The 9,298-nt window shown below is 33.4% G+C and carries 6 protein-coding genes and 1 pseudogene; 2 read left to right on the forward strand and 5 right to left on the reverse strand.

Annotated features, from left to right (window positions below):
• From HG1285_RS06645 to gltB, 5 genes are all read right to left on the reverse strand, one after another.
• A partial coding sequence (locus HG1285_RS06645; protein ID WP_008288080.1) for a dihydroorotase occupies positions 1–1,288 on the reverse strand: 1,288 nt, incomplete at its 3' end.
• Between the two features lie 141 nt (positions 1,289–1,429).
• Entirely contained in the window at positions 1,430–1,642 is a 213-nt protein-coding gene (locus HG1285_RS06640) for a hypothetical protein (RefSeq protein ID WP_008288082.1), read from the reverse strand.
• A 91-nt stretch (positions 1,643–1,733) separates the two neighbouring features.
• On the reverse strand, positions 1,734–2,435 hold the full coding sequence (gene lepB / locus HG1285_RS06635; RefSeq protein ID WP_008288083.1) for a signal peptidase I: 702 nt from the start codon (positions 2,433–2,435) through the stop codon (positions 1,734–1,736).
• 4 nt (positions 2,436–2,439) lie between these two features.
• Positions 2,440–3,018, reverse strand: a complete 579-nt coding sequence (locus tag HG1285_RS06630) for a thermonuclease family protein (protein WP_008288084.1) — start codon at positions 3,016–3,018, stop codon at positions 2,440–2,442.
• A complete protein-coding gene (gene gltB, locus HG1285_RS06625) occupies positions 3,005–7,384 on the reverse strand; it encodes a glutamate synthase large subunit (protein ID WP_008288085.1) in 4,380 nt (1,459 codons plus the stop codon). Before gltB ends, HG1285_RS06630 begins: the two co-directional genes overlap by 14 nt.
• A gap of 131 nt (positions 7,385–7,515) precedes the next feature.
• On the opposite strand from gltB, the gene recN reads away from it, so the two are divergent.
• Together recN and HG1285_RS19100 are read left to right on the forward strand one after the other, a co-directional pair.
• Complete coding sequence (gene recN, locus HG1285_RS06620; protein WP_008288086.1) at positions 7,516–9,108, forward strand: DNA repair protein RecN; 1,593 nt, start codon at positions 7,516–7,518, stop codon at positions 9,106–9,108.
• Positions 9,105–9,298, forward strand: a pseudogene (locus HG1285_RS19100) (tRNA pseudouridine(38-40) synthase TruA); the annotation flags it as partial. The gene recN and the pseudogene HG1285_RS19100, both read left to right, overlap by 4 nt.

Below are 9,298 nucleotides of genomic sequence, written 5' to 3' on the forward strand. Positions count from 1 at the left end.
AAACTCCTGATTTATCTGAATAAACAATTTTACCGTTGTAAAACGTGTACTTAACTTTTCCTCTTAATTTTCTTCCAATAAGTGGTGTATTTTTACTTTTAGAAAGTATAGTTTCTTCATTAACTTCCCAGCTTTCAAACGGGTCAAAAATTACAAGTTCTGCCGTTTCTCCTTCTTTAATTGCAGGAGGAGTGAGACCTATTTTTTTCATTGGCTCTGTAGAGAGAACTTCTATTGCCCTTTTCATATCAAAATAATCCTTTTTTACAAGTTTTAAAACGGTTGGAAGTGCAAACTGCAGACCTATCATTCCAGGAGGACAGTGCTGATGTTCAAGCATTTTTTCCTGATGGGCGTGCGGTGCATGGTCTGTTGCAACAAAATCAATGACTCCAGAGGCAAGCGCCCATCTGACTGCTTCTACATCCTCGTGTTCTCTAAGAGGAGGTGAAACTTTTGCTTTGCAGTCAAAATCAAGCCATTCATCGTCTGTTAAAGATAAATGATGTGGAGTAACTTCAGCTGTAATTTTTGCTCCAAGAGCTTTAGCCCATGCTACAGTTTCTACAGCAACTTTTGAAGAAATATGACATATATGTACAGGCATTCCTGTTCTAAGTGCGAGTATGCAGTCCCTTGCTACCATTGTATCTTCTGCTTCTGGAGGAAGTGGTGGAAGACCAAGTGCTGCTGCAATTTCCCCTTCGTGTGCCACCCCATTATTTGATAAACTTAAATCTTCACAGTGGTCTGCAACAAAGGAGCCTATTGAACCTGCATACTCCATTGCTTTTCTCATTATAAATGCATCCCATACAGGAGCCCCATCATCTGTAAAATAAACTGCCCCTGCATCTTTTAAAAGCCACATTTCTGTTAATTCTTTACCTTTTCTACCTTTTGTAACAGCAGCAGAAGGTAAAACCCTACAAAGTCCAACCTCTTCACCTTTTTCTATTATGTATCTAACAATAGAAACTTCATCTATAGCGGGCAGTGTATTTGGCATACATACAACTGTTGTGTATCCTCCGGCAACTGCTGCAATAGAACCTGTTCTTATGTCTTCTTTGTAAGTTTGCCCCGGGTCTCTAAAGTGAACGTGAATGTCGCAAAATGAAGGAGAAACTATCATATTTTCAGCATTTATAATTTCACACCCTGCAAAAGGCTCTATATTTTTATCTATCTTTTTTATTTTTCCCTTTTCAATAAGAATATCAAACTGGTTATTTATATTATTTTCAGGGTCAATAACATGTCCATTTTTTATTAGAATAAGGCTCAAAGCTATGCCTCCATAATATTAATTTAATATATTTTTTAAGCTTCCTTTTTGTTTGCTTTTAAGGTAAAAATTCCTAACACCAGCATAAAAATTCCAGCCAATATAACACTTCCAAAAATGATTAAATAATATAAGAATTCATTATTCATCTTCTCTACCTCCAAGCGTTATTAAAAATACAGCTATGGTAAAAATTATCAAGTATACAACTGCAAATATTAATGAAGATTTAGGAGAAAATTCACTTTTAACTATAGGTTGTAGAATGGCGAAAACAATAATTGCAACCCCTATATTTAAAAAATGTTTTCCTACTTCTTCAAAAGCTTTTTTTAATCCTTTTTCCCATTTCAATTTTTTATTACTTTTTACATAAACATTAATTCAAATTTTTACATTACATTTCTGATGCTTAATTTCAGGAATTTTATTTATATTCATTACTTTACCTGATAATCTTACCTATTCTGTTAAATCTAATCATAGGCTTTTGAAGGTCAATGGAAAAATAAACTACAAAGGCTCTTCCTATTATGTAGCTGTCAGGTACAAACCCCCAAAATCTACTGTCTCTACTGTTATCTCTGTTGTCTCCCATTACAAAATACTGTCCTTCTGGTACTTTTATAGGACCAAAATCTTTACCTTCATTTTCGTAAATTTCCATTGTTGTATAGCAGTATTTTTCATTATTATGATATTTTCTTATTGTACACTCGGTATATATTGGAACGTCCTCACCATGCTCAGAATAAATACCTGTCTTTTTCTTCGGCAAAGGTTTTCCATTTATATAAACAACATCATCTTTTACTTCTACAGTATCTCCAGGAAGTGCTATTATTCTTTTTATAAAGTCTATTTTTGGATTTTCAGGATATTTAAAAACAATAATGTCTCCTCTGTCAGGTTTAACAATTCTGTTTTTATAAGTGTAAAAATCTATACCTGTGAAAGGTATTCCAAAAGTCCAGTCTCCGTATACAAGTTTATTGACAAGTATAAAGTCTCCTACAAGAAGCGTAGGTTTCATTGAGCCTGAAGGAATATTAAAAGCCTGAACAAAGAATACCCTTATAAGAGAAACAGCTATAACAATATAAACAATTGTTTTTATTGTTGAAATGTACCCTTTATTTTCTTTCATTCAGTTATCTCCATAAACCTTTGTGTAATTTTACTGCTTTTCTAAAACACTGTCTGAACTGTTTTTCATACTTTACGTTTGGAGGTATAGTTAAAGGATACGCATATCCACTGCATATTATTTCTTTATTTACCATCGTGCCATCAGGAAGCCACACATAAGCTAAAAGTCTGCCGTATCTATCCTGAGGCTCAATGTCAAATTCTAAGAACACAGCCTTTCCTTTAGGAAGTAGATATTTTGTAAATTCTTTTGCTTTTTTCCCAAGCACTAAGATTTTTTTTACATTTGCTCCAGTTTCCCGAGCCTGAAGTTTAGCTCTTCTATTAATTCTGCTCTCTGGTGTGTCTATCCCTATTAGTCTTACTTTAAATCGTAAATTTTTTAATATTTTTCTATTGTTAAAAATAGTTTCAGGTATTTTTACAACTATGGTATCGCCGTCTATAACCCTTACAACATAAGCCTTTACAAAATCTTTTTTTATAATGTTTTTATTTTTTTGAAAAACAGGAAGCTCAAAGCTCCCTGCAGTATATGTTAAAAATAAAAGCAGAAGAAAAGCTATTTTATTTATTTTCAACTTCTGCCTCATCTGTTTCTGGATTTGGCTTTTTAACAGGAATTGGTTCTATTTTTACAAAGTTTTCTATTTCTATTTCAAAGTTATCAAGTATATTTTTAGCTACCTGACTGTCTGTATAAGCTTTATGTTTTATGAGAAGGTCTTTTAAGTCTTTTTTATCTTCCTCATCTAAAGATGTGATGTGAACATAAGACTTGTTTATATTATTTTCCATGTTTCCTTCAGGGTCATAAACATAAGCAACTCCGCCGGTCATAGCAGCTCCGAAGTTTTTGCCTGTCTTTCCTAAAACAACTACTTTTCCATTTGTCATATATTCACAACCGTGTTCTCCAACACCTTCAACAACTGCAATAGCTCCGCTGTTTCTAACGGCAAATCTTTCACCGGCAACTCCAGAAGCAAAAAGCATTCCTCCAGTTGCACCGTAAAGAACAGTATTTCCTAATATTACATTTTCATCTGATTTTCCTTTAAACTCTTTAGGAGGTTTTATAACAATTAATCCTCCGTTCATTCCCTTTCCAACGTAATCATTCGCCTGTCCAGTAAGTATTAGTTCAAGACCTTTTACGCAAAAAGCTCCAAAAGATTGACCTGCTGTTCCATGCAGATTTAACTCTATTTTTCCAGTTTTTAGACCTTTATCACCATATCTTTTTGCTATTTCATGGGCAACTTTTGTACCAATTGAGCGGTAAACATTCCTTACAACATAAAATCCTGAAAATACTTCATCTTTTTCTATTGCAGGAAGTGCATCTTTTAAAATTTCATCATCAAATGGTTTAGAAGGAGGGTCATTTCTATCTACAACAGATTTTATAGGCTTATCTTTTGGAGGAGTTGTAAGTATATATGATAAATCTACAAATTTTGCTTTATAGTGGTCAGATGGTATTTTAGGTTTAATTAAATCTGTTCTTCCAACTATATCATCTAAATGTTTATATCCCATATCTGCTAAAAACTGTCTTGTTTCATGGGCAAGATATTCTAAATATCTTATTACGTGTTCTGGTTTTCCTTTGTATTTTTCAATTAACACAGGGTCTTGAGTTGTAATTCCAACAGGACATGTGTTTAAATGACACTGTCTTGCCATTACACAGCCTTCTGCAATCATAAGGGCAGTTCCAAAGCCAAACTCTTCTGCTCCAAGTAAAGCTCCAAAAATTACATCTCGTCCTGTCTTTATACCACCATCTACTCTAAGTTTTACTCTTCCCCTAAGGTCATTCTCAATTAAAACTCTCTGGACTTCAGAAAGTCCAAGCTCCCAGACAGTCCCTGCATGTTTTATTGATACAAGAGGTGATGCTCCTGTTCCGCCGTCATGTCCTGATATATGGATAATATCTGCAAAAGCTTTTGCAACACCAGAAGCAATTGTACCAATTCCAGTTTCTGACACAAGTTTTACTATAACTTTTGCCCTTGGATTTATCATTTTAAGGTCATATATAAGCTGTGCTAAATCTTCTATAGAATAAATGTCGTGGTGTGGAGGAGGAGATATTAAAGTTGTTCCCGGTTTTGCTCTCCTTAAGAATCCAATGTAAACATCTACCTTCTTACCTGGAAGCTGCCCACCTTCTCCAGGTTTTGCTCCCTGTGCTATTTTAATTTCAATCTCCTCAGCACTGTTTAAGTATTCAGGTGTTACGCCAAATCTTCCTGATGCTACCTGTTTTATTTTGGAATTTTTAATTGTTCCATATCTTGCAGGGTCTTCTCCACCTTCCCCAGAATTAGATTTTGCTCCAATAGTATTCAATGCTTCTGCAATCGTTTCATGGGCTTCTCTACTTAACGCTCCAATAGACATACCAGCCCCAACAAATCTCTTCATTATATTTTCTACAGGTTCAACTTCCTCAACCGGAATTGGAGGTCTATCACTTACAATTTCAAATAAATCCCTTACATTAACAGGTTTTTCTAAATATGCATTTTCAGAAAATATTTTATACTCTTCCCAGCTTTCTCCTCTTACAGCTCTATGGAGTGCTGTTAGTGCTTTTGGATTCCATGAATGAAACTCACCGTTTCTTCTATGTCTGTATTCTCCTTCGTATCCTATCTTTACATTTTCTTTAAAGAAAATGTCGTTATATTTTAAAATTACTTCCTGAGCAATCTGTTTAACACCTATTCCTCCAAGCTGTGAAGGCGTGCCCGGGAAGTATTTATCTATAACTTCTTTAGAAAGTCCAAGAGCTTCAAAAAGTGCAGAACCTCTATAACTTTTTATTGTGGCTATTCCCATTTTTGACATTATTTTTAATAGCCCTTCATTTGTACCTTTTTTATATCTGCTTATAGCTTCTTCAAAGGACATATTTAATTTTTTATCTTCTTCAACAAGATTTCTTATTATTTGAACTGTTAGATAAGGATTTACAAGGGTTGCACCGTATCCTATTAGAAATGCAATGCTGTGGGTATCTCTTGCATCCGCAGTATCTGCAACTATACTAAATTTACTTCTTTTTCCTTGTCTTGACATATAAGAGTTTACTGCAGCTACTGCAAGTCCCATTGGAATAGGAGCTCCTTCTATTGATACATCTCTATCTGTCAAAATTATTATCTCTTTTCCTTTATCTACCGCTTCTTCAACCCTCCTGCATATTTCATCTAATTTAGGCTCTAAAGCGCTGTCGTAAGGCTCAAATATTGCAGGAATTGTTTCAACTTTATCTTTAAATATTTCCTTCAGCTCTTCAAGTTCATTATCAAATATTATTGGAGATTCAAATACAAGCTGGTCTGCATGTTTTGGTGTTTCTTTCAAAAAGTTCTCTTTTTTACCAACATAAGTTTTTAATGACATTACGCTTTTTTCTCTTATTGGATCAATTGGCGGGTTTGTAACCTGTGCAAATCTTTGTTTAAAATATGTTGATAAAAGTTTTGGTCTTTTTGATAAAACTGATATCGGAGCATCATTTCCCATTGAGTATATAGGCTCATTAGCCTTTTCTATCATCTCTTTTATGTAAAGGTTAATATGGTCTTTGTCATAACCGAACATCATTGCTTCTTTTGATACATCTTTCGGCTCAAGCTCAGGATAGTCTGTGGCAGGTGTGAATGTTTTAAGGTTTTCTTCAACCCATTTTTTGTACTCTTTGTTTTCTATGAGCTTATCTATAACTTCTTTTGAAGTATAAACTTTTCCTTCTTTTGTATCTACTGCTATTTTATCTCCAGGTCCCAGTCTTCCCTTATAAACTATTTTTTCTTCAGGAATGTCTACAACACCAACTTCAGAAGCTAAAATAACAGTATCCTCTGTAATAACGTATCTTGCCGGCCTAAGACCGTTTCTGTCAAGTTTTCCTATTACTACCTGACCATCTGTAAAGGCAAGGGCTGCTGGACCATCCCATGCTTCAAATATACAGGCAAAATATTCGTAAAATGCTTTTTCTTCCGGTGTTAGCCTGTCATCATTTTCAAATGCTCTTGGTACCAACGCATTAATTGCAGTTAAAGGGTCTTTACCAGAATGCACCAAAAACTCAAGGGCTTTATCTAAGGAGGCAGAATCACTTTCTTCATAATCAACTATAGGAAGAATAACATCTGCTAACTCCCCCCACACTTCTCTGACATCATCTGCTTTTCCATTTAGCCAGTTTCTATTTGCAGAAATTGTGTTAATCTCTCCATTATGGGCAAGCATCCTGAACGGCTGTGCAAGCCTCCAGTTTGGAAATGTGTTAGTAGAATATCTCTGGTGGAAAAGTGCAATAGCAGATTTGAAAGATTCATCTTGAAGGTCAGGATAAAAGTATCTTAATCTTGGTGCAGTAATCATACCTTTATAAACTATTGTCCGTGAAGATAGGCTTGGGATGTAAAGGTCTTCAGGTTTATATAACTTTTCAAGTCTTTTTCTTAGTATAAAAAGTTCTTTTTCAAAATTTTCTACATCTATTCCTTCTTTTGAAATAAATCCTTGAAAAATAGATGGTTTAGTACTTGCTGCAATTTCACCAAGCTCATCATGGTTTATTGGAACTTCTCTCCATCCTAAAAATTTAAAGTATTTATTAATAGTTTCTTCTATTTTTTCCCTAATTTCATTTTCTTTTCCAGGATTTATAAAAAAAACACCAACTGCAAAATCTTCTTCAGAAGGTATGTTATCTAAATGTTTTTTAAAAAATTCATATGGAATTTGGGTTAATATTCCTGCTCCATCTCCTGTTTTTCCATCAGCACTTACAGCTCCTCTATGGTCTAAATTTGCAAGAGCTGTTAAAGCATCTGATACAATATTATGAGATTTTTCTCCTTTTATATTAACAATGAAACCAACCCCGCAGGAGTCTCTTTCAAAAATTTCAATCAACCTTCTAACCTCTTATTCTTTAGTTGTAATCTATTATTATAATACTTAAATTAGTACTTTAACAATTTTTTGAAAACTGTACATTCTGTTATAATTTTTAATTACACAAAATTTAAACTTTCTGGCGGTGTATGCTTTCTACAATAGGAATAAAGAAGTTTTTATATATAAAGGATGTATCAATAGACCTTTTTAGAGGGTTAAATGTATTTACAGGTGAAACAGGTGTTGGTAAATCTTTAATTATAGATGCTATTGAGTTCACGCTGGGTAAAAAGGGAAAGTTTTCAGATAATGATTTTGTTGAGCTTGTGTTTGAAGACATAGAAAATGAGTTTACAGAAGATAAGACTTTAATAATTGCCCGTCAGATAAAAGATGGAAAAAGTGTTTATTTTCTAAATGGAAAAAGAGCAACACTCTCAACTATTAAAGAAGCAGTAAATAAAGTAATAGAAATACACGGACAGCATGCATATCAAAGCCTTTTCTCAAAGGAATATCCAAGACAGGTTCTTGATACTTATGCAGATTTAAATGAAAAAATAGAAGAATATCAAAAATTATTTAGAAAATACAAACAGCTTGAAAATTTAGAAAAAGAAATACTTCAAAAACAGTCAGATAGATTAAAAGAAATAGATATAATAAATTTCCAGCTTGAAGAACTTGAAAATGCACAGCTCAAAGAAGGAGAAAAACAGGAGCTTGAAGAAAGGTATAACTATCTTTCAAATATAGAAAATCTAAAATCTTCTGTTTTAGAAGCAAAATATAAAATTTTAGAAGAAGATGAGAGTATAGAAGAAAAATTAAGTTATGTTCTAAAACTGCTTTCACAGTTTATAGATACAAATGAAAATATAAAAAACAGCTATAACCTTCTTGAAGAAGCAAAAGCTTTAGTAAAAGAAGCCTTTTACAGCCTTGACGAGCTTGACTTTGATTACTCACAGGAAGAACTTTACAGTATAGAAGAAAGATTAAACCTAATAAACAAACTTGAACTTAAATATAACACAGATGTAAACGGACTTATTAAACTGCAGGAGCAGCTAAAAGAAAGATTAGAAAAACTTAATAACCTTGAATATGAACTTCCAAAAATACAAAAAGAAAAGGAAGAAATATATAAAAAAGTCTTAAATCTTGCAGAAGAAATTTCAAAAATAAGAAAAGAAAAAGCAAAACAGCTTGAAAAACTTGTTGAAAAGCATCTTTCAGAACTTGCCTTGAAAGATGCAAAATTTATAGTAAACCTTGAAGAATCAGAGCTAAATTTATATGGAAAAGATAAAATTCAGTTTTTATTTTCTGCAAATAAAGGGATTGAGCCTCAGCCATTAAATAAAGTTGCATCTGGTGGGGAACTTTCAAGAATATCACTTGTTTTAAAACTTATTTCAAATAAATCAAGTGATACTATAATATTTGATGAGGTTGATACAGGAATTGGCGGGAAAACTGCCGTTTATATGGCAAAAAAAATACATAGCCTCTCAAAAAATTTTCAAGTATTGCTTATTACACATCTTCCACAAATAGCAGTTTATGCAGACAGGCATTTTGTAGTAGATAAAATAACCATGGATGATGAAACAAATGCAGTTATTAAACTTGCTGAAGATAAGGAAAGGGAAAAAGAAATTGCAAGAATGCTCAGTGGAATGATAGATGAAAAGAGCCTTGAACATGCTAGAAAACTGCTGGAGTCTGCTAATTGAACTACAACTATAAATTAACAATAAGCTATTTAGGAACAAATTACCACGGCTGGCAGAGACAGCCAAAACACATAACTATACAGCAGGTAATAGAAGATAACTTAAAAGTTCTTGTTAAACACCCTGTTAAGCTTTATGCTTCAGGAAGGACAGATGCAGGTGTTCATGCACTTGGTCAAGTAGCAAACTT

The sequence above is a fragment of the Hydrogenivirga sp. 128-5-R1-1 genome (assembly GCF_000171895.1).

Excerpts from the sequence above, each read along its gene's own strand:
- lepB (WP_008288083.1), bottom strand. The coding sequence starts at position 2,435 with ATGAAAGAAAATAAAGGGTACATTTCAACAATAAAAACAATTGTTTAT.
- recN (WP_008288086.1), top strand. The coding sequence starts at position 7,516 with ATGCTTTCTACAATAGGAATAAAGAAGTTTTTATATATAAAGGATGTA.